The organism is Agromyces albus (genome assembly GCF_030815405.1).
In the GTDB taxonomy this organism is placed as follows: Bacteria; Actinomycetota; Actinomycetes; order Actinomycetales; family Microbacteriaceae; genus Agromyces; species Agromyces albus_A.
The window spans coordinates 524162-550502 of sequence record NZ_JAUSWX010000001.1 but is presented as its reverse complement, the minus strand read 5'-3'; the positions used below and the strand labels follow the sequence as shown (position 1 = coordinate 550502).

Below are 26341 nucleotides of genomic sequence, written 5' to 3'. Positions count from 1 at the left end.
GTTGTTTCGGTGACACGTCGTCGAGCTGCGGAGATCGAGGGGATTTTTCGCCCGTGCTGTCGGATCGCGGCAACGCCGTTCGTAGCAAGGGTGAGAGGTTGCCCGCGAGGGGCACCCTGAGAAGGGACCACGATCATGAAGCTGATCACCAACACCCAGATCACGGTCGACGGCGTGATGCAGGCGAACGGTGGGAACAATCCGGAGTTCGACCCCGGATTCGACCGAGGCGGGTGGGCGCTGCCGCTCGGCGACGAGGAGTCGACCGGCTACATCGGCGAGTTCTACCAGCGCGCCGACGCGTTCCTGTTCGGGCGGCGCACGTATGAGCTCTTCGCCGGTTACTGGGGCGGGGTGCGCAAAGACGACGTCGACGATCCGTTCGTGAGCTCCCTGAACTCGCGCCCGAAGTTCGTCGCATCGAACACGATCACCGACCCGCAGTGGGCCGACACGACCGTGCTCTCCGGAGACGTCGAGTCGGCCATCCGCGAGCTGAAGGGCAAGCCGGGCGGCGAGCTGCAGGTGCATGGAAGCGGCCAGCTCATCCGCTGGCTGCTCGAACGCGAACTCGTCGACGAGATGACGCTGATCGTCTTCCCCGTAGTCGTCGGCGGGGGCAAGCGGCTGTTCCCCGACGCGGGCAGGGACGTCGCCCTCGAACTGGTGGAATCGCGCACGTTCCCGACGGGCATCACGGTGCAGACCTACCGGCCGGGTGGGCGCCCGCAGTATGCGTAGCAGGCAGCACTCGTGCAGTATGTCCGTGAACCACATCCTGGAGGTGTGAGATGCAGTACCTCGTTTCCGTGATCCACGACAAGTCCAACTCCGGCACCGCGGAAGAGGCGCGGGCGATCGACGAGTTCAACGACCGGCTCCGCGCGGGTGGCCACTGGGTGTTCGCGGCCGGCCTCGCCGACCCCAGCACGTCGACGGTCATCGACAGCCGAGGCGAGGAGCCGGTGTTCACCGACGGGCCCTTCATCGAGTCGAAGGAGCACATGGCCGGCTTCTGGATCATCGACGCTCCCGACCTCGACGTCGCGCTCGAGCTCATGGCCGATGGGTCGAAGGCCTGCAACCGTCGGCTCGAGGTGCGACCGATCCTGGTCAAGTGAGCCCGATCGACGCGCACGCGGCGATCACCCGTGCCCACCATGAGGAGTGGGCCCGGGTGGTCGCCTCACTCGCCAAACGCTTCGGCGACCTCGACATCGCCGAGGAGGCGGCAGCCGAGGCATTCGCGACCGCGGTCGAGCGGTGGCCGGCCGACGGCGTGCCGCCCAACCCCGGCGCGTGGCTCACCACGACCGCCAATCGCAAGGCGATCGACCGGATCCGGCGCGAGAACAAGCGGACTGACAAGCACCGGGAGGCTCTGATGCTGACGGATGACGCCCCGCCCGAGCCGCTCGGCGCCATCGACGACGACCGACTTCGGCTCATCTTCACCTGCTGTCACCCCGCTTTGGCGATGGAGGCACGGATGGCGCTGACGCTGCGCCTCGTCGGAGGCCTGACCGTGCCCGAGATCGCGCGCGGCTTCCTCGTCCAGGAGAGCGCAATCGGGCAGCGGATCACCCGCGCGAAGGGCAAGATCGCGGCCGCCGGCATCCCCTATCGAGTGCCGTCGACGTCGGATCTGCCGGCGCGCATCACGGGCGTGCTCGCCGTGCTGTTCCTCGTCTTCAACGAGGGCTACCTCGCGACCGGCCCCGACACCGATCCCGTGCGTGCCGACCTGACCGCCGAGGCGATCCGGCTGACGCGTCTGATCCGTGAGCTGCTCCCCGACGACGGTGAGGTGGCCGGTCTGCTGGCGCTGATGCTGCTCACCGAGGCGCGTCGCCCGGCCCGCGTCTCAGCGGAGGGCGAGCTCGTCCCCCTCGCCGAGCAGGACCGCGGCGCCTGGGATGCTGCGCTGATCGAGGAGGGGCATCGGCTGGTGCGCGAGCGCCTGGATTCCGGCGCCGCTCCCGGTCGCTACCAGCTGCTTGCCGCGATCAACGCCGTGCACACCGACGCGCGAGACGCCCGCGACACCGACTGGTCGCAGGTCGTCGCCCTCTACGACCAGCTGGTGCGCCTCGACCCCTCGCCGATCGTCGCCCTCAACCGCGCCATCGCGGTCGCAGAACTCGATGGTGCGGATGTCGCGTTGGCGATCATCGATCGCTTCGGTGACGCGCTGCACGGGTATCACGCCTTCCACGCCACTCGCGCCGAGCTGCTGCGCAGGCTGGAGCGCCGCGAGGAGTCGCACGCGGCTTACGACAGGGCCATCGCTCTCGCGGGCAACACCGCCGAGACCGCCTACCTTTCACGCCGTCGCGACGAACTCGGCTGAGCGCCGACCGCAGCGAGGGTTTCGCAGTACCAGTCTGGTCATAGTGCACCCTGAACGTCCCGAGACGGGGATACCGTCGAGGAATGGTCAACTACAACCTCGAACTCGACGGCGTCGTCGTCGAGGTCACCGAAGCCGACCTCGCCTACATTCGGAACGCCGTCGCTACCGCCAGCCCAGGCGGCTGGATCGAGATCGGCAACGGCCTCCGTGTCGGCCCGGGCAATTGGGAGCAGGTCGCGATCACCGAGATCCCCGACGAGTAGCCACAAGCCTCCTCGAGGTCCGCTGCGGAGGAGGTGGCGCCGACTCGTAGGGTGGAACCGTGCCCCGACTTCACGCAGAGCCCGATCGATCCAAGTGGGTGCCCGTTACGGATTCCCTCGGATTCCGCGGTCGCCGCCACCGCAAGGCGGCGATCGGAATGCTGCTGTCGCAGGCGAAGGGCCCCGACGCGGCGCCGTCGAGCGGGCGCGGTTTCGCCGCTTGGGCGTTGAGTCAGGCTGTTCCGCTCCTGATGCGCAAAGCGGCGGGCCGGGTACTCGTCTGGGTCTGGAAGGCGGAGCCTGATCTGCTCACGGTGATGGCCCAGGTGCAGGCCGCGACACCGGAATTGCGGATCGCCCGAGCATCGATGCCGATCGAGTACAACGACAGCGAGGAGTTCCGCGGCACTTACCTCGGCGTCGGTGAGAAGCTCGCCATGCCGCTTCCGCCGGGCGGTCGCCCGCCGTTCGCCACGTACACCTGGGATCTCGGCTCGCACTTCGTGAGTGTGACGGCCGTGTGCAGCGATCGCGAGCGGTTCGGCACCGTCATCGGGGCCGTCGACGCGCTCGCGCGCAGCATCCGCGTCATCGACGACCTCACCGTCGGCGAGTCTGCGACGGTGCTGCGGATCGACCCGGCCTGATTCACGCCATCTCACCTGGTCGCCTGTGGTATCTACGGCCCGCACCTACAACGCGAGCAGGCGACGCAGGATCAACTCCACTTGAATGAGCACCATTGCGTCTGCGGCGCCGAAACGCCGGCCCAGTCGCCGCGGCGAGATCGCTCGGATGTCTTCGCACTTGATGTAGCTCGTCGCTCGAAGCCCCGATGAGCCAGGCTCGATCTCGACGTGGGTCGATCGGCCCCGAAAGGTGCGCGTGATCGGCAGCACGGTCAGTACCGGAGGTTCGGAGTCGAGCCAGGGTTGCGCGCTGACAACGACGACAGGGCGGCTCAGCGCCTGCTCGTGGCCGATCGGGTCGCCGAGATCAGCGAGGAAGATCTCGCCCCGATTCACCACTCGCCGCGCTCGCTCAGCGCATCGTCGCCCGCATCGTCGAGATCGTCACCAAGCGTGCTGCCGCCCACGTATACCTGACGTTCAGACGTCGAGAGCTGCGCGTTCTCGCGGTGCACTCGCGCCCAGAACTCCCGGTCCTCGTTCTCGTCGAGCGCGCGCTCGATCACTTGCGCGAGCGGCACATGCTCGCGTTCCGCGCGGCGGGCCAGCCGATCACGCAGCGCGCGCGGCACCTTGATGGTCGTCGAACCAGACATACCACCGAGTATACCTTCAGGGCTACCCAAGGGGCTACTGCCAGCGTCAGGATGACGTCGGCGCGTACCTGGCGGCGATGGTGCCCGACTCGTAGGTCTGCACGGCGAGCAGTCGCAGGCCGACCGGGAGCGGCGTGCGCAGCCGGTCCTCGGCGTTGCCCACCAGGAACGGATGGATGCCGGCGTGGATCTCGTCGACCAGCCCGGCGTCGACGAGCGTGGCGGCCAGGCCGCCGTAGCCGTGCGAGATGATCGAGTCGTACTGGTCGCGCAGGCGTCTCACCGCCTCGGCGACGTCGCCCTCGATGAGGGTCGCATTCCAGTCGAGCGGGCCAGACAGCGTCGTCGACGCGACGTACTTCGGGAGTGCGTTGTAGTGCGCGGCGAAACCACGGTCATCGGTCTGCGCGGGCCAGTACTCGCGGAAGAACTCGTAGCTCTTCCGGCCGAGCAGCACCGCGTCGGCCCCGAAGACCAGCTCGTCGGAGTGGCGCACCAGCTGCGGATCGTCGACGTCGAACCAGTGCTCCATCTGGTCGAACACCCCGTCGAGCGTCATTTCGAATGAGATCGTCACCTTGCCCATGCGGCCCAGCATGCCCCCTTGAACGCCGGATGTCACGGGCAGCGCTCTGCGCCGTCATGCCGACGAACGCGTGGCCGCCACCGCCTCCACGACCGCACCCCACGCCGCCGGGGGCAGCTCGTGCCCCCCGCCGGGTAACGCCACGAACCGAGCCTCGGGGATGTCGCCCGCGAGCGCCTCCCCGTTCCCGATCGGGAAGACCGGGTCGGCCGTGCCGTGCACCACCGTCGTCGGCACCCGGAGCTCGCCGAGGCGCTCGCGCCAGCGCGGGGCATCCTCCATGACCTCCGGACCGCCCTCGTCGCGGTGCATGCCGGGCGACCGGCGAACCGTGTCGGTCCAGATCGCGCGATCGTGCACCTCATCGAACTCGTAGCCCGCGTAGTCGCGGTCGGTGTCGACGAGGTATTCGATCACGGCGTTCGGGTCGCTCCAGTCGGGCTCGGGCAGCGGGTTCGCCCATGCCTGCTGAATGAGCGCGACCGCACCAGGCAGGTCGGGATCTGCCTCGAACATCGTCGGGCTGGTCGACACCAGGGTGAGCGCGCGAACCCGCTCGGGGTGGTCGAGCGCCGCGAGCTGGGCGACCCATCCTCCCGCCGAGAAGCCCACCCAGTTCGCGTCGCTCGCACCGGCGGCGTCGAGCACCGCGATCGCGTCGTCGACGGCGACCGACAGCCCGTCGAGCCGCGTGCCGGGCGGCCCGAGCGTCGTCTCGCCCATGCCGCGCTGGTCGTAGCGCACCACGCACAGCCTGCGATCCGCGATCAGGTCGCAGAACTCGGGCCGCCACCAGTCCATCGAGGACTCGCCTCCGGCGACGAGCAGGACGAACGGATGCTCCGCCGACCCGATCACCTCGGCAGCGATCACAGCACCGTCGGGACGTGCAACGCGCAACGATCGGACCTCGGCTCGCGACATCCGTGCTCCGCTCATGGGTTCGTGCCGGACTCAGCCGCTTGCATCCTCCAGGTGCGGCGCACCGTGGTTCAGGACCTTCACGACGAGGTTGTGCCGCCGCAGGGTTCGGATCGTGCGCGTGACCTCGTCGCGATCGCGGCCGAGTGCGCGCTCGTTCGCCACCACGAGCACGTCGCCGGCTCGCAGCGTGTCGAACAACCGGCCGAGCCGCTGCTCCCAGGTCTCGGGCGCCTCTGCCGCGGGGTGCTTGAAGTCGAGGATCGCGACGCCGAAGGCCGCCAGGTCGTTCCGCTGCTCGACGACCGACGGCATGTCGTCACGCGCGACGACGAGCCCTACGAGACGCGAGCCCTCGGGGCGCGCCTTCCACCAGTCGCGGTTGCGCTGCAGCTCCTCGAAGCACTCGGGGCAACCGAGGACGTGGTGGCCGGGACCATGCGGTGAGCGCGAGGTACCCGGTGCCGGCGTCGGCCCCGGTGTATCCTTCGTCGAATCTGTCGTCAGCTCACTCATGCTGTGCCCCTTCGCGCGTCGCCTTCCATTCTCACCCCGATCGGGGTGGACCGCGCATCGCACACGGGCTCGCCGCGCACGGTGGACGGTAGGCTGACGCCGTGTCTGCGCCACTTCGAGGTTCCTTCACCCACTCCGTTCGGCTCGACGTCCCCCCGTCGCAGGTCTTTGCCGCGTTCGCGGAACCAGAGATACGCCGCAAGTGGTTCCGTCAGCCAGGCGACCCAGCCCGTCAGACGTACCACCTGGATTTCCGCAACGGCGGGAGCGAGGTCGCGACCGCTGTGTTCGCACCAATTGAAGCCGAAGAGCACATCGAGTACGCCTCGACCTTCTGGGACATCGTGCCCGACGAGCGGATCGTGCTGAGCTACGCCCTCCGGCTCGACGGCGTGGTGCGTTGGGCCGCGCTACGGACGATCATCCTCGCGCCCGATCGGGACGGCACCCGGCTCGAGTGGACGGAGCAATACACCTTCCTCGAGCTCACCGACAACAGCGCCCATGACGTCGCCCACCTCGAAGGCAGCGCTCGACTTCAGTTGAACGGGCTCGCCGCGGTACTCGCCACCGAGGTGGCTGTGTAGTTCGATAGGTCCTGGTTCGACGCTCAGCTCGAGCGCGACGGCGAGGCTGACTGAGCGACCTGATCAGGCGTGCTCGTCTTCGGGCTGGCCGCCCTCGGGCTCGACGCTCCACGGCGGCGGCTCGTCGGCGCCCGACTCCTCGTCTCGCTTCGCCTCATCCGCCGTCTGCTGCACCAGGCCGGGCGCGTGGTGCACCGGCGCGTACACGGCGTAGAGCCGCATCGGCTCATCGCCGGTGTTCTCGACGTCGTGCCACGTACCGGCCGGCACCTGGATGCTCCAGCCGTCGGCGACATCCTGCTGGAAGGTCAACTCGTCTTTCGACGGGCCCATCTTCGCTCGCCCTCGTCCGGCGTCGAGGCGCAGGAACTGGTCGGTCTCGGGATGCACCTCGAGACCGATCGACTCCCCCACCGGGATCGACATGAGCGTCACCTGCAGGTACTTGCCGCTCCACGCGACCGTGCGATAGTTGGCGTTCTCCCTCGTCGCGGTCTCGATGTCGAACACATTCGGCTCGGGTCCGTTGTCGGTGATCTTCATGAGTCGCAGTCCTTTCGGTTCGGCGTCACGATCCTCGAACAACCCGCGCCGTCGTACAAGGGCTTGCGCACGGCGAGCGCGTGGGAGACCTCGTCACGCACTGGCGAAGTGCGAGACCTGTTCGCCGACGAGGGCGACCGCAAGCACGATCATCGCGCCACCCGAGACGCGCGAGATGATGCGCATGGCCGACGGCCGGAATCTGAGCACTGCCCGCGCACTCATGCCCACGACGGAATAGACGAGCGCGCAACTCCCGACGAAGATGAGGCCAAGCACGGCGAGCTGCAACGGAAGCGGCCAGGAGCCGGCGGCATCCGTGAACTGCGGCAGCAGCACGACCAGCACCAGAAGCCCTTTCGGGTTCAGTCCGCTGACGCCGGCGCCTTGTGCGAGTCGCAGCCACGGCCGAGGGGCGGCTGCCACGTCGGACCCGGATGCCGCATCGCCTGCGACGAGAGCCGGCGGTTGCCTGAGCACTCGGATGCCGAGGTACGACAGGTATGCCGCCGCAGCGAACGTCAACACGACGAGCACCCACGGCAGGGCCGCCACCGCGGCACCGACGCCGACCGCAACCGCCGTCACCGCCACGAGATATCCGACGAGGATCCCCGCGAGCGCCGGCGCGATGGTGCGATCCCGAGTGCCCGCGTCGATGATGTAGGCCCAATCAGGGCCGGGAACCAACACCATGAGCGTCATCATGCCCCAGCACGCGAGCAGCAACTCCGTGTTCATCCTGCACCACCTTCAGCCTTCGTTCGATACGACGAACATAGGCAAGAACGGGCAGAATAGGCTTCCAAGTTTCCCCACCAGAGGCCTCTCTCGTGGAATGATTCACCCCATGGACGCCACTGACCGGAAAATCCTTGCCGAGCTGCAGCAAGACGGCCGGCTCAGCCTCACCGAGCTCGCCGCGCGCGTGCAGCTGAGCATGTCGCCGACCCACCGTCGGCTCCATGCGCTCGAGACATCCGGAGCCATCACCGGGTACCGGGCCGTCATCGACCCCGAGGTGGTCGGGCTCGGTTTCGGAGCCCTGGTGTTCGTCACGATGGAGCAGGCGAACCGCGCGACCATCCCCGCCTTCGACGCCGCGGTGGCCGAGATCCCCGAGGTGATCCAGGCGCTGCGACTCTTCGGCGACCCCGACTACCTGCTGCGGGTCGCTGTGCCCGACCTTCCTGCGTATCAACGGCTGTGGGACGAACGCCTCTCTGCGCTGCCCGGCGTTCGCCGCGTCGAGTCGACCCTGGTCATGAAGGCGATCGTCGACGACCGCCCGCTGCCGATCTGAGGCCGGATGCCGCCCGCGGTGTCACGTGCCCGGGGCAACGACTACCCTTAGCCGGAGCGAACCACGAAAGGCAGTGCGGCTTGAGCGGACAACCGACCCTGATCAGGGCGAGTTCGTGCTCGAGCCGTCGAACTCCCGATGCACTCTGACGACGAGGCGGCCCGCCGCATCCAACTGACGCTGCGCAAGCCATGGTTTGCGCTCCATGCCCGAATCAAGCCGACGCTCGTGATCGCCGGGCGAGGTCAGCCGGCCCAGTGGGGAATCGGCACCTGGCAAGTGCCGGCAGACGAGACGGTGGTCGTCGGGGTGTTCCTGTTCAACCGGTTATGGCGCTTCGGCCGTGCCGAGTTCGCCCTCGAACCGCATGATCCGCCGGCGCTCGTGTACCGGGCACCGGCGCTTCCGTTCTTGCGCGGGCGGATGCGCACGAACGCGTGAGCCGCTCGTGGCGTTCCCAACGCTCTTGGGGTACGTCAGTCCGCCACCGTGTGGCCGGCGCGACGGTGCGACGCGGCATCCGCTCGCTAGAGCCCCTCGGCGATCTCCTTGATCGTCGCGAGGCGGCGGTCCCATTCGGCCCCGATGGCCTCGAGCCGACGGGCGGTGTCGCTCAGGTGCGACCCGATCACGCGGTATTGCACCTCGCGCCCGACCCGGATGGGTTCGACGAGGCCCACCTCCTGCAGCACGGCGAGGTGCTTCGCGATCGCCTGGCGGGTGACCGGGAGGCGCCCGGCGAGGGCCGACGCCGACGCGTCGCCCTCGCCGAGTGCAGCCAGGATGCTCCACCGGGTCTCGTCACCGAGTGCGGCGAACACCGGGACCAGCGTTCCCGTGGTCACGCGTCGCCCTCCAGCAGGGCGACGAGCTTGTCGAGTTCGGAGACCCAGCCCTCGCCGTGGCTCGCCATGTTCGCGGCCGGGTCGGTGGTGCGGTCGAACCCGGTCTCCACGACGGTGAGCTGGGTGCCGTCGGGCACCGACTCGAGCGTGAAGGTGAAGACCGTCGAGTGCTCCTCGTCGATCCCGTCGGGCCGCTGATCGGCGGCATCGTCGTTGCCCCAGCGGTACGAGACCATGCGCGGGGCATCCACCGCCTCGACCCGCAGCGGCACGGAGCCGTAGTCGGGGAACGTGATGGTGCCGAGTGCCCCGGCGCCCGTTCCATTGAGCACGGTCTGCCCGAACCACTTGGAGATGTGCGCGGGTTCGGTGACGGCGGTCCACACCTTCTCGATGGGTGCGGCGATGCGGATCGTGCGCCGAACGGTGAACGTGTCGGCGTCGATGACGGAGGCCTGGTTTTCGATCATGGTCACAATGATCTTCCTTTCAATGGATTTTCGATGGATGCCTGCAGCTAATGGGTTGCAACAGGTTCTGGTGCGGCGACTGCCGCGGGCTTCAGGAATCCGGTCGCCCACGCGACGGCGATCGAGATCGCCGCGACGACAGCGCCGGTCAGTACGGCTGCGGTGATGCCGTTGAGGTCGATCGCCACTCCCCCGGCGAACGCGCCGCCGGCGATTCCGGCGTTGACAGCGGATGCCGGCAGCGAGGCTGCGAGCGGTGCGCCCGGCCCGGCGAGGCTCACGACGCGGTGCTGGAGCGACGGCCCGGTTGCCATGCCGAACAGTCCGATGCCGAACACCGCGATGGCGACGACGAGCGGACTGCCGCCGAAACTGAAGAGCACGACGAGCGAGACCGTCACGCCGGATGCGCCGACGACCAGGGCGCGCGTGGCGCTCGCGTCGGCGAAGCGTCCGCCGACGAACGAGCCGACCGTGGTGGCGATGCCGTAGGCCAGCAGGTACGCGCCGACGACCGGCCCGGAGACATCCGTCACCTCGGCGAGGAATGGCACGACATAGGTCAGTGCCGACTGGATGGCCACGAAGATCAGTGCCGCGAGGCCGAGCACGGCGATGACGCGTGGGGCGAAGGCGAACCGCGCCTGGCCGACGGCGCCGCTCTCGGGCGGCGTCGGCACCGAGGGGAGCACTCGCGCGGCGATGATCAGGAGCGCCAGCGCGACCGCGACGACCGCCGTGAACGATCCGCGCCAGCCGACCGCCTGCCCGAGCAACGTGCCCAGCGGCAGGCCCAGCGCACTTGCCGACGCGAAGCCGGTGATGACCACGGCCATCGCGCGGCCGGCACGCTCGGGCGGCACGATCGTGGTCGCCATCACCATCGCGGCCGCGATGAACAGCCCCTGCGCCGCGCCGATGACGACGCGCGCGGCGAGGAAGATCGAATAGTCGGCGCCGAACGCCGGCAGGAGGTTCGCCAGCACGAAGGCGACCATCGTGGCGAGCAGCACGCGTCGCCGATCGAATCGCGTCGTCAGGAACGTCAGCAGCGGGCCGCCCATCGCCAGCCCCAGAGCATTGGCCGTGACGAGCGCACCCGCGGCCGGCACCGAGACCGACAGGTCGGCGGCGATCAGGTCGATCAGGCCCACGACGAGCATCTCGGCGCAGCCCATCACGAACGCGCCGGCGAAGAGCACGGCGAGCACGAGCGTCGGGCGGGACGATGTGCGGCGGATTTCGGTCATGTCTCACTCCCTCGATTGCTGCAACCCCATAGTTGCAGATCATGAGACAGACTGCAACCCCTAGGTTGCACCTGCGCCGCGGGCCCGCTCAGTCGTCGAGATTGCCCATCGTGAGATTGACGATGGTGCCCATCAGCCCGCTGGCCCGGTCGGAGGCGAGGAAGGCCGCCACGCCGGCCATCTCGTCGAGCGTCATGAGTCGCCGCGGGTGCGTCCTGCTGGCGAGCAGCTCCTCCCATTGCTCCCAGGTCAGCCCGGTGGCCGCGGCGCGCGGCTCGAAGGCCTCCCTGATCGTGCTGGACTCGGGCATGGCCTGCGGCCGCATTCCGAGCACGGATGCCTCGGGGCGCAAGCTCCGCCGAGAGCTGCCGGGTGAGCGCCTCCATGGCCGCCATCGCCGCGCCGTAGCCGCCCACGAGCGGGATTCCGGTGCGCGAGTGCAGGGTCGTGACGCGCATGATGACCCCCGATCCGGCCACGACCATGCGTCTCGCAGCGAGGCGCGCCGTGAGGAAGTACGACCGCGTGTACGCCTCGATCGGCAGCAGGAACCGTTCGAGGTCGGCCTCCAGGAGCGGCACGCCGACGACTCCGGCATCCGGGATGCCCACCGCATTGAACGAGACGTCGACCCTGCCCGTTCGTTCGATCACGGACTGCAGGTGCGCATCGATCGCGCGCTCGTCGAGGGCGTCGACCTGCGCGGCATCCGCTGATCCGCCTGCTGCCACGATGTCGGCAGCGACCGCGTCGACGGGCGCCAGCAGGCGCCCGGTGAGGAAGACCTCGGCCCCTTCCTCGGCGAAGGCACGCGCGACGGCGCCGCCGATCGAACCTCCGCCCCCGTAGACGACTGCGACCTTGTTCTCGAGCATCATCATCGGTTTTCCTTTCGTCGAAGATGCAGACACCGCGGATGCCGCGAACTGGGCGCCATCCGACCGCCCATTTCGCTCGTCGCCCGGTGTCCATACAGTGGAGGGGCACGCGGTGCCCGAGGAGGTGACGTGACGTGAGTGCGATTGCCGCCGAACTCGTCTCGCGGGCGCAAGCGGGCGATGGTGACGCCTTCCGAGAGTTGGTCGAGCCGCACCGCCGCGAGTTGCAGGTGCACTGCTACCGGATGCTGGGATCCCTGCACGATGCCGAGGATGCCCTGCAAGACACGCTGCTCGCCGCGTGGCAGGGAATCGCGTCGTTCGAGGGCCGCGCGTCGCTGCGCACCTGGCTCTATCGGATCGCCACCAACCGGTGCCTCAACGCGCGGCGCACCGCCGCTCGTCAGCCGGCGAAGGGGTGGGATGTGCCGAAGGTCGACCCGCCCGAGGCGACGCGACTGGGCGAGGTCGTGTGGCTCGAGCCGATCCCCGACGCCCTCCTCACGCCGACACCACTCGGCCCCGAGGCCCGCTACGAGCAGAGCGAGTCCATCTCGCTCGCGTTTGTGACCGCGCTGCAACTGCTGCCGCCGCGTCAGGTCGCCGTGCTCGTGCTGCGCGACGTGCTCGGTTACCACGCCGACGAGGTGGCCGACATGCTCGACTCGACCGTCGCATCCGTCACGAGCGCGCTCAAGCGTGCGCGCGCGACCCTTCAGGCACGGCTTCCGTCGACCGCCGGCCACGAGGCGCCGCCCGCCCCCGGCTCGCCGGCCGAGGCCGCGCTCGCGGCACGATTCGCCCGCACCTACGAGGCAGCCGACCTCGAAGCTCTGGTGGCCCTGCTCACCGACGACGTCTTCATCTCGATGCCCCCGATGCCCTTCGAGTACGAGGGCCGCGAACCGGCGGCACGGTTCTTCGGGGCGATCTTCGGCGCGGGTCGACGGTTCGACCTCGTGCCGACGCGAGCCAACGGCCAGCCGGCGTTCGGGGCGTACCTGCACGGGCCCGCCGAGGCGCGCCACGGGGTCGGCCTCTTCGTGCTGACCCTCGCCGGCGACCGCATCAGCGCCCTCACCCGATTCGAGAACAGCATGCTGCCCTGGTTCGGGCTGCCGCGGTCGCTGTAGCGCGGCGCTCCTCGACCACCGGGGCATCCGGGTGCAGAATTTCTCCGGATACGGTCACATCTGCACGTTCCATCCGGTCTCAGCTGGAAGGGACGTATGCGGCCCCATCCGCTGACCGACAGGATCACGATATGGATGCGAACCTCGACGACGCGCTCGCCGTCTTCGGAGCCGTGCGCCCGCGGCTCTTCGGCATCGCCTACCGCATGCTCGGCAGCGCCACCGAGGCTGAGGACATCGTGCAGGAGGCCTGGCTCCGCTGGCAGGGCACCGACCGCTCGGTCGTGCAGGATCCGCCGGCCTTCCTCGCCACGGCCACCACGCGCCTCGCGATCAACGCCCTGCAGTCGGCGCGCGCCCGCCGCGAGACCTACATCGGCCCGTGGCTGCCCGAACCCGTCGACACGAGCAACGACCCCACGCTCGGCGCCGAACGCGCCGAGGCGCTCGGGTTCGCCGTGCTGGTCATGCTCGAACGGCTCACGCCGACCGAGCGGGCCGCCTACGTGCTGCGCGAGGCCTTCGCCTACTCGTACGAGCAGATCTCCGAGGTCGTGCAGCTCTCCGAGGCCGCGGCTCGCCAGCTCGTCAGTCGCGCGCGCAAGCACCTCGTCGGCGAGCGCCGGCGTGAGGTGACGCATCAGGAGCAGCGCCGGCTGCTCACCGCGTTCCTGAGCGCCGCGAAGACGGGCAACCTCGAGGTGCTCGAGCGCCTGCTCGCCGAAGACGTCGTGTCGTACTCCGACGGTGGTGGCATGGTGCGGGCCTCGAAGTTCCCCGTGGTCGGCCGCATGAGGGTCGCGAAGTACCTGCGCGCATTCCACACGCACTTCTGGATCGGTGTCGAGACGACCGAAGCCGACGTGAACGGCCAGCCCTCGATTCTCCTCTCGAAGGAGGGGACGACGTTCGCGGTGCTCGGGCTCGTCGCCTCAACAAGCGGCATCGAGCAGGTGCTCTGGATGATGAACCCGAACAAACTCGCCGGCGTGGCATCCAGTGGAGCGTGACGACGTCGCCTCCCGACTTGTTGCCGCGCTCGAACGGGGCGACGAGCTCGCGCTGGCGAGCCTGCTGAATCCCGAAGTGCGCCTGCTCGTCGACACCGGCGACGAGACCGGTGGCGAGCAGCGTGGCCGCGCACGCGTCATCCGCACCCTCACTACACGGCTGGCGAGGCATCCGGATGCCGCACTCCTGACCGTGCGCACGAACGGCGGCCCAGGTCTCGCGCTGCGCCGGCGCGACGGCGAGGTCGTCGGCGTGCTCGGCATCGGCACCGGGCTCGATGGGTCGATCGTCGAGCTCTGGCTCTCGACCGCGACCCGCAAGCTCGCCCACTGGAATCGCCGACGGCCGGATGCGGGCTGAATTCGACGGATTGCGTCACACATTGCGCGGCAGCCCGGTCAGAGCTGAGTGACGGCAGCGGAACCACCGCCGCCACGACGGAAAGGCACCAGGCACAGTCATGAAGATCGTCGTCATCGGAGGCACCGGCCTCATCGGATCCAAGGTCGTCGAGCACCTCACCGAGCACGGTCACGAGGCCATCGCCGCCTCGCCCAACTCGGGCGTGAACACCATCACCGGCGAGGGCCTCGCCGACGTGCTCGTGGGCGCGAACGTCGTGGTGGACGTCTCGAACTCGCCGTCGTTCGCCGACGCCGACGTGCTCGAGTTCTTCACCATCTCGACCACGAACCTGCTCGCCGCCGAGCGCAAGGCCGGCGTGACGCACCACGTCGCGCTCTCCGTCGTCGGCGCCGACCGCCTGCCCTCGAGCGGATACCTGCGCGCGAAGGTCGCACAGGAGCAGCTCATCGAGGACTCGGGCCTGCCCTACTCGATCGTGCGGGCAACGCAGTTCTACGAGTTCGTCGGACGCATCGCGGATGCCGCGACCGTCGACGGCACGGCACGCGTCAGCACGGGGCTCATGCAGCCGATCGCCGCGGCGGATGTCTCGGCCGTCGTCGCCCGCGTCGCAGCCAGTGACCCGATCAACGGCACGCTCGAGATCGGCGGGCCGGAGCGCATCGCCATGGACCAGCTCATCCGCACGGGCCTCGCGGCGAAGGGCGACGACCGCACCGTCGTCTCCGACCCCGAGGCGCAGTACTTCGGCGCGCAGCTCTCGGGCGACGAGCTCGTGACCGGCCCCGGCGCGCAGCTGTCGACGACCACGTACGGGGACTGGCTGGCCGTCCAGTCAGCCGCGTAAACTCGAGCCATGAAGGTCGCGGTCATCGGCGGCACGGGGCTCATCGGCACGCGAATCGTGGCGGCACTCAACGCCGACGGCCACGAGGTCGTCTCCGCGTCGCGCGCGACCGGGGTCAACTCCTACACCGGCGAGGGGCTCGCGGAGGCCCTCGCCGGGGTCGAGATCCTCATCGACGTGTCGAATTCGGGTTACCTCGACGAGCGGGGCGCGAACGACTTCTTCTACGGCTCCACCCTCAACCTGCTCACCCACGGCGCTGCCGCGGGCGTGCGGCATCACGTCGCACTCTCGGTCGTCGGCACCGACCGGCTCGCGCGCACCGAGGGCGGCTACTTCGCCGCGAAGGCGGCGCAGGAGCGACTTATCCGGGGGTCAGGTCGCCCGTACTCGATCGTGCACTCGACCCAGTTCTTCGAGTTCATCGCGAGCATCGCGGATGCTGCGACGAGCCAGCACATCGCCCGGCTCGCGCATGCGCTCATCCAGCCGATCGCAGCGCAGGATGTCGCGGCCGCGATCGAGGCGGTCGCGTTCGGCACGCCCGTGAACGGCGTGGTCGAGTTCGCCGGGCCCGACCAGTTCCGGCTCGGGAAGCTCGTGCGAGAAGACTTCCGCATTCGCGACGACCCTCGAGAGCTGGTCGCCGACCCGCTCGCACGGTACTTCGGTACCGACCTCGACGAGCGCGAGCTGCTGCCCGGCCCCGACGCGACGATCACTCCGACTCGGTTGAGCGAATGGATCACGGGTGACACGGGCCCGGCCGACGTGCGGCCGGATCGTTCGATCTCGCCGATCGGCGGCTGAGCGGGGGTCTCGATACGCCTCGCCTCGCGGCGCTGCTCGACCTCCGGGCCTCCTCGGGGTCAGATGAGCCGGTGCACCGACGACTGGATGGCGACGGCCGCGGCCCCCCGGGCCCACCCGACGAAGTCAGCGGCGTCGAGCCGAAGGTCGATCGGATCGGCCTCGACATCGCGATCGCCGTGCAGCGCCTCGAGCACGATGGGCTCGGTCACCTCGTACAGCGGCAGCCCCTCGCCGGCGAGCACGATCGTGTTCACCATGCCGAGATTGGCCGCCAACGCGAGCAGTCGGCCGAGGGCTCGTCCCGCCGGTTCGGTGATGGCCAGGGCCACGGGATCTCCCTCGGCGGCCAGGGCGATCAGCTCGTCGAACTCGACGCCACGCCCGAACGCGACGGATGCCTGTGCGCAGAGGCTGGGAATGGTCAGCATGGCCGTGGCGCACCCGCGATGGCCCTCTGGGCAGACCGCGCCGAGAGGATCGAGCCGGATGTGCCCGGCGAGGCCGATGCCCTTGTCGGAGCGCACGACGCGATCGTCGCAGACATAGCCGTGGCCGACGCCCGCGCCGATCGTGATCACCGCGAAGTCGGTGAGCCCGCGGCCCTCACCGAACCAATGCTGGGCCTCCGTCAGGGCGACGATGTCGTTCTCGACCACCGTCGGCACCCCGAGCCTGCGCTCGAGCTCGGGCCCCAGGTCCACGTCACGCCAGCCGAGGAACGGCGCTCGGATGACGAAGCGGCGATCCGTGACCGTGCCGCCGAGGCTCACTCCGACGGCATCGAAACCAGCCCCGGCCGAGAGCTCGTCGTGGGCCCGAACCACCACATCGCAGACCGCGTCGACGGACTGCTCGGAAAAGAGATACTCGCGCCGATCGAGCTCGGTGGCCCGCAGGTCGGTCGAAACCGCGACGACGGAGGTTCCGGTGAGCTTGACTCCCAGGTAGCGCCGGCTGTCCCAGCGCACATCGAGGAATTTCGGAGGTCGGCCGACAGCGCCGCCGGGCTCGGCGTCTTCGACGAAGACCCCTCCAGCGGTGAGCTCGCGCGCGAGGCGAGTGAGCGTCGGCGGCGACATGTCGAGCAGTCGCATCACGTCGGTGCGCGAGATCGGGCCGTGGATCAGCACGGTACGCGCGAGTTCCAGCGTCGGGCCGGAAATCGCACTCTCAGCGCGCAGTGCCGCGTCGGACAACAGACAACCCCCCTGGGTCTGTCCTATACAAGGACTATCTCGATGAGAATAGCTTGCTCGGGATGCAGGATCGGCGGGCGCAGCCCGATCGTGGCCAGCGCCGCCCCGGTGGTGATCACCCCGTCCACCCACATCGGATCGGCGTGCTGCATCGCGGGGGCGCGTCCTGCCGGCTCGATGCGACGCACGCGGTAGCGGGACTCGGGGTCGAGACCCGGAATGAGTGCGGACGAGGGCAGCACACCGCCCGCCGCCGCCATTTGCGCGTAGCAGAAGATCGCCGCGGAACGGTCCTGTGCCACCACGCCGTGCACAAGTGCTGCGTCGTCGCTGTGGTCGACTCGCACCACGCGACCGGAGTGCAGGAGTTCACGATTCGCCTTGTAATAGGCCGCCCATTCCGCGAGGAGCGACCGCTCCGCGTTCGTCGTCTCGGTGATGTCCCACTCGATGCCCGCGTGGCCGAAGAGCGCCGTTGCGGCCCGGAACGAGAGCGAGTGCGAGCGGCTCGACGAGTGGGAGGTCGACGGCCCGATGTGCGTGCCGAGCATCTCGGGCGGGATGGCGATCATCGAGTAGCGCTGGATCCCCTGCCGCTCGAGTGCATCGTTCGAGTCCGAGGTCCAGAATCGATCCGCGTGCATCGCCATGCCGAGGTCGACACGGCCTCCTCCCGAGGCGCACGATTCGATCTCGAGGCCCGGATGCCGCGACTTCAGCTCGTCGAAGAGCCGATAGATCGCCAGGGTCTGGTTGTGCACGGCGGGGCGTCCGAGATGCGCCGGGTCGACGAGCGGGCGATTGTGGTCCCACTTGATATAGGAGATCGGATGCTTCGACAACAGGGCGTCGACCTGCCCGAACACGTGCTCGTAGGCTCCGTCGTGCGTCAGGTCGAGCACCTGCTGGTTGCGACCCGTGGGCGGGGTGCGACCGGGAACGTGCAGGATCCACTCGGGATGCGCCCGATACAGGTCGGAGTCGGGGTTGACCATCTCGCCCTCGAACCACAGCCCGAACTCCATTCCCGCGGCCGTGACGCGATCGATCAGCGGACCGAGGCCATCAGGCCAGACGTCGTCGGAGACGACCCAGTCGCCGAGGCCCGCACGGTCGTCGCGGCGAGCGCCGAACCATCCGTCGTCCAGCACGAAACGTTCGACGCCGACCTCGGCCGCCACGTCGACGAGGGCACTGAGCCGTTCGAGGTCGTGATCGAAGTACACCGCTTCCCACACGTTGAGGGTCACCGGACGCGGCCGAACCCGCGTGGGGTGATCGGGCCGGGCACGCAACCACTCGTGGAACCGGGAGCTGAGCCCGTCGAGGCCTTCATCGGAGTAGGCCGCCGCCACTGTCGGGGCCTCGTAGCGACCGCCGGGTTCCAGCACCATCTCCCCCGACTGCAAGAGCTCGCCCGCGCCCATGGCCGTGCGACCGTCGGTTCCCCGTTCGATGAGGTGCCGGTGCTCGCCGCTCCAGAGCAGCCCGAGCGCCCAGACCTCTCCGTTGAGGAACCCGGCGCCGCTCGTCATGGCGCATTGCACGACGGATGCCCCGTGGCCCGTGCGGCCCTCGCGGGACTCGAGCACCCAACTGCCCACCGCGATCGGCCGGCGCTGCGGCTGTCGCTCTTTCAGCCAGCGGCCCGTGAAGTCGAGCGATTCCGCCGCGCGTTCGGGCAGGGGCATCCAGGTGGTCAGTTCCTCGAGCCGGTAGGGCTCCGAGCCGTCGTTGGCGGCCGCGAGGTCGACGAGCACGATTCCGCTGGGCTCGATTCGGTACCGCAGGTCGATCGTGAGGGATGCCTCGGCATCGTGGAGCCGGATGCTCGTCTCGGTCTCCGACGCGTGATGCTCGACGATCTGGAACAGGGGCGCCCAGTCGAGGCCGTTCCGGTTCCCGCTCAGCGCGGGACGCCCGTGGAAGGCCCTGCCCCGCTCACGCATGACGCCCGGATCCTGCGGCACATCGATCGCGCTGTGCGGGATCGGCGGCGTCGTCATCCGGCGAATCGCATCGCTCTCGACGTCGCCCAGGGGCGAACCCCAGTGGCGCACCACCGGTGCACCCGATGACAAGTCGAGGACGAGCTGGACGCCGTGGGCGGACAGGACGATTTGATCGCGATGCGAAACCACGTGAAGATCACTCCGAATACGGTGGTCGGCGTCAGCGGCACGTTGCCCCTGACGCCGACCGGGTTGATGAGACCTACTTGAAGAGGCCGTTGACCTGATCGTTGGCGCCGACGAGTGCATCCGTCCCCGACTTGCCCGACATGATCGACTCCATGACCGGGGTCATCGTGGCGTTCACATCGGACTTGTGGTCGGTGATCGGGTAGAGCACCGTCGTGCCGTCAGTCACGTGGTCGGCGAATGCCGCAACATCCACGCCCTTGGCCTCGAAGGCGGCAACAGCCTTCTCCGTCGAGGTCTTGATAGCGGGGAACACGACGGCAGAGTCGGCGACGACGTCCTGGCAGTCAGCGGAGCCCAGGTACTTCACCCATTCCCAAGCTTCGTCAGGGTGCTTCGTCGTGGCGGCGATGTTGTCGGCAAGGCCGTTGAACATCGACCAGCTCTTGCCATCCGGGCCCTCGGGGGTGGAGGCGAGCGCCGGCGTGAACGTGTCGCTTGCGGCGCCGAAGACGTGACCGGTCATCCATGATCCGTTCGGCACGAGGGCCGCCTTCCCCGCGATGAGCTGGTCGGCCCAGGCGATGCCGGTCTGCGCCTCGAGCGAAGGCATGTAGCCCTTCTCGACGAGCGAGTACCACCACGAAATGGTGTCGGCGAACTCCGGCGCGTCGTAGTTGTACGAGTCGGCCCACGGCTCGTCGGTCTGGCTCCAGCCGAGCGACGCGGTCAGGAACGACCACTGGGTCTGTCCGTCGGCACCGCCGGACGCCTCCATCCAGAGCCCGTAGGTCGCGACGTTGTTCTTGTCGAAGCCGGGCTCGTCGCCTCGCACGCCATTGGCGTCGACGGTGAGGTGTGCGATGACGTCCTCGTAGGTGCCTCCGTCTTCGGGGTTCCAAGTCAGCGAAGCGAGGTCGTCAGCGGTATACCCCGCGGCGTCGGTGAACTGGGAGTTGTAGAACAGCGCGATGGTGTCGAAGTCCTTGGGCAAGCCGTACTGCACGCCATCGGGGTCCTGCCAGAGCTCGACGAGGCCGTCTTGGTAGATGCTCGTGTCGAGCTTGTCTGCTGCGATGTAGTCGTCGAGGGGCAGCACCTGCCCGCTGGCCTGGAACTCGGGGTAGAACGCGACGTGGCTCGTGAACACGTCGAAGTTCTCACCCGACACGAACCCGGTCGTGATCTTGTTCCAGTACTCGTCCCAGCCGACCTGCTCGACCTTGACCTTGATGTCGTCCTGCGTCTTCTCGAAGTCGGCGGCGCACTGCTCGTAGGCAGGCAGCTGGTTGGCGTCCCAGAGGCCGTAGCTGAGGGTCACCTTGCCGTCGCTCGGGGCTCCGGCTGAACACCCTGCGAGCAGTGCAACTATCCCGACAGCGGCTGTGCTGGCGATGGTGATTCGCTTCATGGTCCTGCTTCTTTCCTTGGTGGGGGTGGAGAAGGGTTGGTGGAGGTGGGAAGGGCGATGGTGCCCCGTCGGGAGTCGCCGCAGCGAGCAGCGCGCTACTTGACCCCGGACGACTGGATGGAGCCGACGATTCGGCGACCGAAGATGACGACGAGAATGAAGATCGGCACGGCCGCCAGCAGTGCACCGGCCATGAGACCGGCCCAGTCGGGGCTGCCCTGCGGGGTCTGCGACTTGAAGATGCCGAGACCGACGGTGAGGAGTTTGGTGTCTTCGGACTGGCCCACCAGGAGGGGCCAGAGGTAGTCGTTCCAGTAGAAGATGAACTGCAGGATCGCGATCGTGACGATCTGCGGCGCGACCAGTGGCGCGGCGATCCGGTAGAAGATCCGCCAGGTTCCCGCGCCGTCGATGACGGCGGCCTCGAGGATGCTCCGGTTCACCCCGAGGAAGAACTGCCGAAGGAAGAACACGACGAACGGCGACATGAAGATCGAGGGCAGTGCGATACCGATGAAGGTGTTCAGCAGGCCCAGTTCCTTGACGAGGATGAAGTTCGGAAGCAGGGTGAAGATTCCCGGTACGAGCAGGGCGACGAGGAAGATCGCGAACACCGTGTCACGGCCTCGCCAGCGCAGCACTCCGAATGCATAGGCCGCTGCCGACGAGAACGCCACCTGCCCGACCGTGATGAGCACACAGACGATCACCGAGTTGAGCAGGTAGAGGCCGAAATTGATATCGGCGCCCGATCCGCCCTCGGCGAGCGCATCGCTCGTGCTGGCGATTCCGAGTACCCGTTCGAATGCTCCGAGGGTGAACTCGACCGGCAGCAGGCTCAGCGGATCGGAGAACATCGCGTTGTTCGTGCTGAAGGCGGTGCGAATCATCCACCAGAACGGAAAGAGCGTGCCGACCACGACGACGCCGAGGGCGATGCCGCCGAAGATCCGTGAGCGGCGCGACGAGGTGCGGAATCCCTCATCGGAGGCGGCGGCCCGAGCGGCGGCGCGAGAGCCGCGCGACGTCGAGCGGGGTCCCTCATCGGTGACGAGAGGGAGATCCTCGGCGCTGGAGCTATCCGTGTCTTCGGGGCGAAGGCGAGTGAGGTTCGACATGATCACCGTTCCAGGTCTGAGTCGTTGGCACGAAGCACGCGGAGCTGAATGAGGGCCACAGCACCGAGGATGATCATGAGGATGACCGACATCGCCGAGGCGTACCCGAAGTCGAACCGGCCGAACGCCCGTTCGTAGATGTAGTAGGTGATCGCTCGAGTGGCGTCGACGGGCCCTCCCCCGGTGGTCACCGCGATCGTGTCGAAGATCTGGAACGCACCCACGAGCGTGATGACGAGCACGAAGGCGAGCACCGGCCGGAGCAGCGGCAGCGTGATCCCGAAGAACGTGCGAGCCTCGCCGGCGCCGTCCACTTCGGCAGCCTCGTAGACGTCGCGCGGGATGGCCTGCAGCCCGGCGAAGATGAGGAGCGTCGTGTACCCGAGGTGACGCCACACGTTGATCAGGGCGATCGTCGGCATCGCGAGCGCCTCGTTGCCGAAGAAGCCGACGCGATCGAAGCCCACGGCATCGAGCGTGGAGTTGATCAGACCGAGGTTGTAGTCGGCCAGCCAGAACCAGACGAGTGCGACCACGACGTTCGCGATCAGGTACGGCAGCAACACCACTCCGCGCACGACCATCGATCGGGTGAATCGCTGGAGGAGAACCGCGAGCACGAGTGCTGCGACCGTCTGCACCCCGATGTTGATGAGCACGTACTCGGAGGTCACGACGAGCGAGTTCCAGAAGACGGGGTCACCGGCGATCGCCACGTAATTGTCGAGGCCGATCCACTCTGGAGGCTGCAGGAGGTTGAACTCGGTGAAGCTGAGGTACACGCCACGCACCGTGGGCCACGCGAAGAACGCGAGGAACCCGATGAGGGCGGGTATGAGGAAGAGCATCGCCGATCTGAAATCACTGCGCCGTGCTGGCTTCGTTGACGTGAAGTCGCTGCGCCGGGCTGGCATCGCCGACCTGAGGTCACTGCGCCGTGCTGGCTTCGTTGCCACCATTGGGTCCTCCGATTAACTTCCTTGTTGGAAGAAACGTAGTGACAATGGCTCGACTTCACAAGAGTCAGTCCCCCATTTTGCTTGACAACGCAGGAAAGCTGCTGGCTTCTAAACTTCCACGCTGAAAATAATGGCTCGGTCGAGTCGTTCGCGCTCCAGAACGGCGTCCGCTTTCGGTCTCGCGCGTGGGCCGCGATGACCGGGCAACGTCAGGCGTGGGCCCGATCGCCCTGGTCGCCCTGATCGGCCGGGTCGGGATCGGCCTCCTCGACCCACTCGAGGAGATCACCCGGCTGGCACTCGAGGACCCGGCACATGGCGTCGAGCGTGCTGAATCGCACCGCCTTCGCACGGCCGTTCTTCAAGACCGCCACGTTGGCCGGCGTGAGTCCGATGCGCTCGGCGAAGTCCCCCACACTCATCTTGCGCTTGGCGAGCTCGACGTCGATCCGCACGACGATCGGCATCAGATCACTTCCTCCAGATCGGTCTTCAGCACGGTCGCCTGCCGCAGCAGCGCGCGCAGCACGAACATCGTCAGCACCACGACTCCGCTGATCAGCACCATGCCGAACAGGAAGATCGGCAGCCCCGGATCACGGAGTTCGGGCGTGACGTAGATGAACCCGACGAGGTATGCGGACACACCCGCAATGAGCACCCATCCGGTGGCCATCGCCCACAGGATCGCGTCGACCCAGACGAAGGCCTCCTCGCTGAAGATGCGATCCGCCCCGACCAGAGTGAGCAGCCTCCACGTGCACACGATCACGATCTGAACGCACAGCAACTCGAGGATCCAGAAGGCCAGCAGCAGCCACGGGATGAACCCCAAGCGGGGAGATTCCTCGGCCATGTGCGAGAACTGTCCGGGCAAGCTGAAGAGCTGCGCCAGCAGCAAGCCGGCGAAGACCACGACGAGGAGGACCCTGAGCGGGATGACGAGCCAACGGATGTGCTTCATATATCGAAGATCGCGCTATTTCTATCGTTTGTCAATCGGTCGTTGGTCTCGTCGTGGTGTATTCCTGCTGCCGGCGTGCTTCCCTGCCGATCCGGGACGGAGCGGCGTCCACGCTCCGTACACGCAAGCCGCGCCGACCGGAGCCGCAGCCGCGAGGCTGCAGCACCGGCCGGCGCGGCATGGGGCAGCAGGTCAGCAGGTCAGCAGGAGACGCTCGGGTTGAACGGCGTGTAGATGCCGGCAGGGTTGTGCTTGCCGATCCAGACATGCAGGTCGTAGTGCACCGGCATGTCGGCGTCGTGTCCGGGCATCGGTCCGTCGAATGCCTGCTCACCGAGCACCGGCCGGGGCTGGCCGACGTCGGGCTCGAAGAACTCCACGCCCCAGAGCTCGAGACCGCCCGAGGGCGACGGGCCGTACATCAGAACCGACGGCTTGGTCGGGTCGACCGGGGCACCCGGTGCGATCAGGGCCGGATTGATGAAGTGGATGCCCATGCCGCCGGCGGGGCTGCTCGCGCACTCGTGGGTGCTCTGATAGCCCTCGGCGATCGCAACCTCCACGTCGTGGAAGCGAGCGGTGGCGGCGCGGACCTCGGCGAGGAGGGCCGATTGCGCGGCGCGCCCCGGCCGGGCCTGTTCGTCGGGCGCCGCAGCGGCCGGCAGTGCGGTGCCGCCGATCGCGAGCGCGGCCAGCAGGCCGGCGGCGACGATGGTGCGTCGGGTGTTCATATGGTGCTCCTTTTTTCGGGTGGTTGGGGTGTCTCGGGTGTTGAGGTGTTTCGGGTGGTTTGAGGCGGTTCAGGCGGATCGTGTCGATCGGCGAATCACGCTGCGCCGACCGGGTGGGCAGCCGTCCAGACGCCGTCTGGGTCGACCGACCGACGCACGCGCCCGAGCCTCGCCCACGACTCGGGGTCGAAGGCGGTCGCGACGTCGATCGTGTGCTCGGCGAAATTGAGGAAGGTCCGCGGAGAGGCCCATGCACCGAGCGCCGCGACCACGGCATCGACAGCCTCGGTGCCGGCCGCCACCAGTTCGGGAGTCGGCGCCGGCGCCACGGCGAACAGCGCGTATGCCGCGTCGAGGCGGTCGAGCGCGCCGTCGTGCGGCACGGCCAGGGCACCGCCGAGATGGCGCAGCTCGGCGAACATGAGCGGAATCTGCACCCCGGGCCCGGCGACCGCCAGGAACGCGTCGATCGCGGCATCCGGGAGCTCGGCCATCAGGGCGTGGTTGGCCACGGCAGCAGTCGGACCGGGCGGGTCCATGTGCACTGCGAGCAGCCCCGGCGCGGCGATGCGGGCGAACGTGTCGACCTCGGGGCGGAGCGCGCGGAGCGGGGCGAGCAGCTCGGCGGCCCGCGCGTCGTCTTCGAGCACGGCTCCGTCGATGACGACGAGGCTGCGGCCGCTCAGGAACGGCGGCAGCTCGGGAATCGGCGGGAAGCGCATGAGGCGGAGCGAGGTGGTGACCGAGTCGGGGAGGCCCGCCGTCCAGGCGCTCCAGGCTCGGGTCACCTCGTCGGCGCGGGAGAGGTCCCACAGCAGCATGCCGGCGAACACGTCGGCATACGGGAGCAGGTCGATCTCGAGCGCGACGACGGCGCCGAAGCTGCCGCTGCCGCCCCGGAGCGCCCAGAACAGGTCGGGGTGCTCGTCGGCGCTCGCGCGGATGAGCGTGCCATCGGCGGTCACGAGCTCGACCGCACGCAAGTGGGAGCACGCGAGTCCGTGCCGGCGGCCGTAGAACGAGAGCCCGCCGCCGAGGAGGTAGCCCACGACCGCGACATCGCCCGTGCTGCCGTGCAGGGCGGTGAGCCCGTGCGGCGCCGTGGCGGCGATGACGTCGCGCCAGAGCGTGCCGCCGAGCACCCGGGCGATCCGCCGCTCAGGATCGACCGAGACGCCGGTCAGCTCGTGGAGCCGGAGCAGCAGCACGTCGTCGAGGGGCTGGGCGCCGAGCGGCGCGGCACCGTGCCCGCTGCTCTGCGGCGCGATGCGCAGGCCGAGCCCGACCGCGGCGGTCACGACGCGGACGACCTCCTCGATCGACTGCGGGACTGCGACCGCGGCGGGAAGCTGGGTCACGGCGAGGTTCCATGGGGTGCGGGCGTCATCGTAGCCAGGGTCGCCGGGCAGGAATACCGTGCCGGCAGCGCGGAGCGCCGGTGTCTCGGTGAGCGACGGATGCATGTGAGAGTCCTTCTTCCAATGAGTGGTTCGGGTATGGACCGCCACGTCGGCGGAGATCGCGACGAGCATGCCGTCGACGCCGAGTCGCTCGACTTCGATGCAACTGATCGCCGGTGCCGTCGAGCCGTCGAGCCGCTCGGCTACGACGTCGACGAGCTCGGCCGCGTCGGCCCCGTCGAGCACGAGCACGCGGAGCCGGGAGACGGCCGACAAGCCGAGCCCCCGTTCATCGAGCTCGGTCTCGAGGTGAACGAGGGCGAGGCACAGTTGTGCCGTGGCGTCTTCGGCGTGCACGAGGTATCCGCGTTCGTCGATGGGCTCGCTGTCGATCGTGATGGTCACGTCGGACAGACTGCGGGCCGGTCACCCCTCGGCGGTATCCCGAGCG

At 68.4% G+C, this 26341-nt stretch carries 33 protein-coding genes and 1 pseudogene; 13 read left to right on the top strand and 21 right to left on the bottom strand.

The window, feature by feature from the left end; all coding sequences use genetic code 11:
* Window positions 1–135 precede the first annotated feature (135 nt).
* The 5 genes from QFZ29_RS02505 to QFZ29_RS02485 all read left to right on the top strand — a co-directional run bounded on the left by QFZ29_RS02505 (window position 136) and on the right by QFZ29_RS02485 (window position 3263).
* Window positions 136–741, top strand: coding sequence for a dihydrofolate reductase family protein (locus QFZ29_RS02505; protein ID WP_306892672.1), 606 nt, complete (start codon window positions 136–138; stop codon window positions 739–741).
* Between the two features lie 50 nt (window positions 742–791).
* Entirely contained in the window at window positions 792–1121 is a 330-nt protein-coding gene (locus tag QFZ29_RS02500) for a YciI family protein (protein ID WP_306892671.1), read from the top strand.
* Entirely contained in the window at window positions 1118–2350 is a 1233-nt protein-coding gene (locus QFZ29_RS02495; protein ID WP_306892670.1) for an RNA polymerase sigma factor, read from the top strand. The genes QFZ29_RS02500 and QFZ29_RS02495 overlap by 4 nt, the downstream gene beginning before the upstream one ends.
* A gap of 83 nt (window positions 2351–2433) precedes the next feature.
* Window positions 2434–2616 carry a hypothetical protein gene (locus tag QFZ29_RS02490; protein ID WP_306892669.1) on the top strand — a complete coding sequence of 61 codons (183 nt, stop codon included), beginning with the start codon at window positions 2434–2436 and terminating at the stop codon, window positions 2614–2616.
* A 59-nt stretch (window positions 2617–2675) separates the two neighbouring features.
* Entirely contained in the window at window positions 2676–3263 is a 588-nt protein-coding gene (locus QFZ29_RS02485; RefSeq protein ID WP_306892668.1) for a hypothetical protein, read from the top strand.
* Window positions 3264–3308: 45 nt separating this feature from the next.
* Here QFZ29_RS02485 and QFZ29_RS02480 read toward each other — a convergent pair whose 3' ends face one another.
* The 5 genes from QFZ29_RS02480 to QFZ29_RS02460 all read right to left on the bottom strand — a co-directional run bounded on the left by QFZ29_RS02480 (window position 3309) and on the right by QFZ29_RS02460 (window position 5924).
* Window positions 3309–3644 carry a type II toxin-antitoxin system PemK/MazF family toxin gene (locus QFZ29_RS02480; protein WP_306892667.1) on the bottom strand — a complete coding sequence of 112 codons (336 nt, stop codon included), beginning with the start codon at window positions 3642–3644 and terminating at the stop codon, window positions 3309–3311.
* Window positions 3638–3877, bottom strand: coding sequence for a hypothetical protein (locus QFZ29_RS02475; protein ID WP_306892666.1), 240 nt, complete (start codon window positions 3875–3877; stop codon window positions 3638–3640). Before QFZ29_RS02475 ends, QFZ29_RS02480 begins: the two co-directional genes overlap by 7 nt.
* A 70-nt stretch (window positions 3878–3947) precedes the next feature.
* The gene (locus QFZ29_RS02470; RefSeq protein ID WP_306892665.1) at window positions 3948–4487 is read right to left on the bottom strand and encodes a dihydrofolate reductase family protein; all 540 of its coding nucleotides are present in this window, start codon (window positions 4485–4487) and stop codon (window positions 3948–3950) included.
* Between the two features lie 54 nt (window positions 4488–4541).
* Window positions 4542–5411 carry an alpha/beta fold hydrolase gene (locus tag QFZ29_RS02465; RefSeq protein WP_306892664.1) on the bottom strand — a complete coding sequence of 290 codons (870 nt, stop codon included), beginning with the start codon at window positions 5409–5411 and terminating at the stop codon, window positions 4542–4544.
* Between the two features lie 30 nt (window positions 5412–5441).
* On the bottom strand, window positions 5442–5924 hold the full coding sequence (locus QFZ29_RS02460; RefSeq protein WP_306892663.1) for a recombinase family protein: 483 nt from the start codon (window positions 5922–5924) through the stop codon (window positions 5442–5444).
* Window positions 5925–6025: 101 nt separating this feature from the next.
* On the opposite strand from QFZ29_RS02460, the gene QFZ29_RS02455 reads away from it, so the two are divergent.
* A complete protein-coding gene (locus QFZ29_RS02455; RefSeq protein WP_306892662.1) occupies window positions 6026–6511 on the top strand; it encodes an SRPBCC domain-containing protein in 486 nt (161 codons plus the stop codon).
* Between the two features lie 63 nt (window positions 6512–6574).
* On the opposite strand, the gene QFZ29_RS02450 is transcribed toward QFZ29_RS02455, so the two are convergent.
* Both QFZ29_RS02450 and QFZ29_RS02445 read right to left on the bottom strand, forming a co-directional pair.
* Complete coding sequence (locus QFZ29_RS02450) at window positions 6575–7054, bottom strand: cupin domain-containing protein (protein WP_306892661.1); 480 nt, start codon at window positions 7052–7054, stop codon at window positions 6575–6577.
* Window positions 7055–7147: 93 nt separating this feature from the next.
* On the bottom strand, window positions 7148–7795 hold the full coding sequence (locus QFZ29_RS02445) for a LysE family translocator (protein WP_306892660.1): 648 nt from the start codon (window positions 7793–7795) through the stop codon (window positions 7148–7150).
* 109 nt (window positions 7796–7904) lie between these two features.
* On the opposite strand from QFZ29_RS02445, the gene QFZ29_RS02440 reads away from it, so the two are divergent.
* A complete protein-coding gene (locus QFZ29_RS02440; protein ID WP_306892659.1) occupies window positions 7905–8357 on the top strand; it encodes an Lrp/AsnC family transcriptional regulator in 453 nt (150 codons plus the stop codon).
* A gap of 138 nt (window positions 8358–8495) precedes the next feature.
* On the top strand, window positions 8496–8798 hold the full coding sequence (locus tag QFZ29_RS02435; protein ID WP_306892657.1) for a hypothetical protein: 303 nt from the start codon (window positions 8496–8498) through the stop codon (window positions 8796–8798).
* A gap of 86 nt (window positions 8799–8884) precedes the next feature.
* Here the strand turns inward: QFZ29_RS02435 and QFZ29_RS02430 are convergent, their stop codons facing one another.
* The 5 genes and pseudogenes from QFZ29_RS02430 to QFZ29_RS20350 form a co-directional block, all read right to left on the bottom strand.
* Complete coding sequence (locus QFZ29_RS02430; RefSeq protein WP_306892655.1) at window positions 8885–9202, bottom strand: ArsR/SmtB family transcription factor; 318 nt, start codon at window positions 9200–9202, stop codon at window positions 8885–8887.
* Window positions 9199–9672, bottom strand: coding sequence for an SRPBCC family protein (locus tag QFZ29_RS02425; protein ID WP_306896574.1), 474 nt, complete (start codon window positions 9670–9672; stop codon window positions 9199–9201). The genes QFZ29_RS02430 and QFZ29_RS02425 overlap by 4 nt, the downstream gene beginning before the upstream one ends.
* Before the next feature lie 47 nt (window positions 9673–9719).
* The gene (locus QFZ29_RS02420; protein ID WP_306892654.1) at window positions 9720–10922 is read right to left on the bottom strand and encodes an MFS transporter; all 1203 of its coding nucleotides are present in this window, start codon (window positions 10920–10922) and stop codon (window positions 9720–9722) included.
* 88 nt (window positions 10923–11010) lie between these two features.
* Window positions 11011–11232 carry a hypothetical protein gene (locus tag QFZ29_RS02415; RefSeq protein ID WP_306892653.1) on the bottom strand — a complete coding sequence of 74 codons (222 nt, stop codon included), beginning with the start codon at window positions 11230–11232 and terminating at the stop codon, window positions 11011–11013.
* Window positions 11233–11284: 52 nt separating this feature from the next.
* Window positions 11285–11797 (bottom strand): annotated as a pseudogene (locus QFZ29_RS20350) (SDR family NAD(P)-dependent oxidoreductase); the annotation flags it as partial.
* A 137-nt stretch (window positions 11798–11934) separates the two neighbouring features.
* Here QFZ29_RS20350 and QFZ29_RS02405 point away from each other — a divergent pair.
* The 5 genes from QFZ29_RS02405 to QFZ29_RS02385 all read left to right on the top strand — a co-directional run bounded on the left by QFZ29_RS02405 (window position 11935) and on the right by QFZ29_RS02385 (window position 15967).
* A complete protein-coding gene (locus QFZ29_RS02405) occupies window positions 11935–12933 on the top strand; it encodes a sigma-70 family RNA polymerase sigma factor (RefSeq protein WP_306892651.1) in 999 nt (332 codons plus the stop codon).
* Window positions 12934–13064: 131 nt separating this feature from the next.
* A complete protein-coding gene (locus tag QFZ29_RS02400; RefSeq protein WP_306892649.1) occupies window positions 13065–13943 on the top strand; it encodes an RNA polymerase sigma-70 factor in 879 nt (292 codons plus the stop codon).
* Window positions 13933–14304: a hypothetical protein gene (locus QFZ29_RS02395; RefSeq protein WP_306892648.1), complete on the top strand. Its 372-nt coding sequence runs from the start codon at window positions 13933–13935 to the stop codon at window positions 14302–14304. Before QFZ29_RS02400 ends, QFZ29_RS02395 begins: the two co-directional genes overlap by 11 nt.
* Before the next feature lie 100 nt (window positions 14305–14404).
* Entirely contained in the window at window positions 14405–15157 is a 753-nt protein-coding gene (locus QFZ29_RS02390) for an SDR family oxidoreductase (protein WP_306892647.1), read from the top strand.
* Between the two features lie 9 nt (window positions 15158–15166).
* On the top strand, window positions 15167–15967 hold the full coding sequence (locus QFZ29_RS02385; protein WP_306892646.1) for an SDR family oxidoreductase: 801 nt from the start codon (window positions 15167–15169) through the stop codon (window positions 15965–15967).
* A gap of 59 nt (window positions 15968–16026) precedes the next feature.
* On the opposite strand, the gene QFZ29_RS02380 is transcribed toward QFZ29_RS02385, so the two are convergent.
* From QFZ29_RS02380 to QFZ29_RS02340, 9 genes are all read right to left on the bottom strand, one after another.
* Entirely contained in the window at window positions 16027–17166 is a 1140-nt protein-coding gene (locus QFZ29_RS02380) for an ROK family protein (RefSeq protein WP_306892645.1), read from the bottom strand.
* A 23-nt stretch (window positions 17167–17189) separates the two neighbouring features.
* Window positions 17190–19247, bottom strand: coding sequence for an alpha-galactosidase (locus QFZ29_RS02375; RefSeq protein WP_444876250.1), 2058 nt, complete (start codon window positions 19245–19247; stop codon window positions 17190–17192).
* A gap of 133 nt (window positions 19248–19380) precedes the next feature.
* A complete protein-coding gene (locus QFZ29_RS02370) occupies window positions 19381–20718 on the bottom strand; it encodes an ABC transporter substrate-binding protein (protein WP_306892643.1) in 1338 nt (445 codons plus the stop codon).
* Between the two features lie 95 nt (window positions 20719–20813).
* On the bottom strand, window positions 20814–21836 hold the full coding sequence (locus QFZ29_RS02365) for a carbohydrate ABC transporter permease (protein ID WP_306892642.1): 1023 nt from the start codon (window positions 21834–21836) through the stop codon (window positions 20814–20816).
* A 2-nt stretch (window positions 21837–21838) separates the two neighbouring features.
* Window positions 21839–22750 carry a carbohydrate ABC transporter permease gene (locus QFZ29_RS02360; RefSeq protein WP_373426258.1) on the bottom strand — a complete coding sequence of 304 codons (912 nt, stop codon included), beginning with the start codon at window positions 22748–22750 and terminating at the stop codon, window positions 21839–21841.
* A gap of 254 nt (window positions 22751–23004) precedes the next feature.
* Entirely contained in the window at window positions 23005–23262 is a 258-nt protein-coding gene (locus QFZ29_RS02355) for a helix-turn-helix domain-containing protein (RefSeq protein WP_306892640.1), read from the bottom strand.
* Entirely contained in the window at window positions 23262–23759 is a 498-nt protein-coding gene (locus QFZ29_RS02350) for a DUF2975 domain-containing protein (protein WP_306892638.1), read from the bottom strand. The genes QFZ29_RS02355 and QFZ29_RS02350 overlap by 1 nt, the downstream gene beginning before the upstream one ends.
* A gap of 200 nt (window positions 23760–23959) precedes the next feature.
* Window positions 23960–24490, bottom strand: coding sequence for a hypothetical protein (locus QFZ29_RS02345; RefSeq protein ID WP_306892637.1), 531 nt, complete (start codon window positions 24488–24490; stop codon window positions 23960–23962).
* Window positions 24491–24585: 95 nt separating this feature from the next.
* Window positions 24586–26295, bottom strand: coding sequence for an FAD-binding protein (locus tag QFZ29_RS02340; protein ID WP_306892636.1), 1710 nt, complete (start codon window positions 26293–26295; stop codon window positions 24586–24588).
* Window positions 26296–26341: the final 46 nt, after the last annotated feature.